Here is a 1,479-nt window from a genome sequence, read left to right as displayed (position 1 = left end):
GCCTCCACCCCCGTGGTTTGCAGCGTGTCAACCCCCCACTAAGGTGTGCTCGGGGGGGGGTGGTGCGGGGGGGGCGTGGGGGGGGGGCGGTTTGGGGGCGGCCGGGGGTCTGGGGCGGGGACCGTGGATCCCGGGCCGGATCCACGGTCCGCAACCTCCCCCCAGGCCCCGGTTCCGGGTGTAGCGGCGGGCCGCTACGTGTCGATCACGCTACGTATCGAACAGGCTCGGGGCAAGGTTGAAGCTGTCGGTTCGGAGTGTCGAAAAGCGGACTTGACCTGCTGCTTCGCCAGCCGAAGGAGGTCGGTCGGATCAGTGACGGAGCGTACGAATCAGGTCGAGCACCTGTCGGGTCACCGGCCGAAGGACCCGGAGTCGGGACAGCGCCACGAGTCGATCGACGAGTGGCACGGCCCCGTCGATCAGTTGGCGGGTCTTGGTCTGCCCCGGCGATCGGTCGTGCACCCAGTAGAGGATCACGCCCATGTACGCGAGCCAGAGCAGTTCGGGCAGCTGTGGACGCAGCTCGGCGTCGACCTTGGCCGTCGAGCCGGTCAACACCTCGCCGAAGAGGTCGATGGCTGCCTGTCGGGGGCCGGAGGACTCAGCGGAGAAGGGGCTCAGCGGCGAGGTGGGTTCCGCCGCCGTCTTGAAGAAGGTCGCCGCGAATCCGTGTGAGGGCGTCAACACGTCGATCCCCGCGTGCAGCACTCCGGCGAGCCGGGGACCGAACGCCTCCTCCCGATCGAGCACGGGCTGCGCGGCGGCCCGGTGCTCGACCTGGGACTGGGCGTAGAACTCCTGAATCAGGTGGTCCTTGGAGCCGAAGTAGTAGTAGGCGTTGCCGACCGCCACGCCGGCCTCCTGCGCGATCGCCCGCATGGTGGTCTGTGCGTATCCGCGTTCGCGGAACAGCCGCATCGCGGTGTCCCGGATCAGTTGCCGGGTCTGCTCGCCCCGGGCGGTGGCTGGGTCACCCGCAGTGGTCGTCTGCGCAGGCTGTTCGGTCATCGAGGTCACCGTATCCCGCCGGTTCGTCGGTCGGCTCGGCCCACGGGTCGCGGGTCCGCTCGCGGATCGCCGAGGCGGCGGCCACCGTCTGGCGGGCGAGGGGCAGCAGGTGCGGTCGGGCCAGCCGCTCGGCCGTGGACCGGTGGTCGGTCAGCGCCCAGAGGCAGGCGAACCAGGCGCCGTCGCCCGCGTACACCTCGCCGGTGTCGGCGATCACGGTGAGGTCGCGCAGCGTCGCGTCGTGGTTCAGGCCGGGGAAGCGCCGCCGGGCCTCGGCGGACCCGGCCGGCACGAACTCCAGGGGTACGAGCTGGGCGCGGGACGACAACCAGCGGCGGGCGGCACGGCAGATCGGGCAGGCGGCGTCGAACAGGACGGACCTGTCGCTGCGCGTCGACCCGGCGTACGAGAAGATCTCCCGCCGCTTCCTGGAGAACCCCGACCAGTTCGCGCTGGCCTTCGCCAAGG

General features: G+C 71.0%; 2 protein-coding genes. Both read right to left on the bottom strand.

Translation table 11 applies throughout. The features are described 5' to 3' along the window. Positions 1–312: 312 nt before the first annotated feature. On the bottom strand, positions 313–1,011 hold the full coding sequence (locus AB0B48_RS33125) for a TetR family transcriptional regulator (protein WP_357208605.1): 699 nt from the start codon (positions 1,009–1,011) through the stop codon (positions 313–315). Next, entirely contained in the window at positions 974–1,477 is a 504-nt protein-coding gene (locus AB0B48_RS33120) for a DCC1-like thiol-disulfide oxidoreductase family protein (protein WP_357208602.1), read from the bottom strand. The genes AB0B48_RS33125 and AB0B48_RS33120 overlap by 38 nt, the downstream gene beginning before the upstream one ends. Positions 1,478–1,479: the final 2 nt, after the last annotated feature.

This window comes from Micromonospora sp. NPDC049089 (assembly GCF_040648775.1).
Classification (GTDB): Bacteria; Actinomycetota; Actinomycetes; order Mycobacteriales; family Micromonosporaceae; genus Micromonospora.
This window is presented reverse-complemented; position numbering and strand designations above follow the sequence as displayed.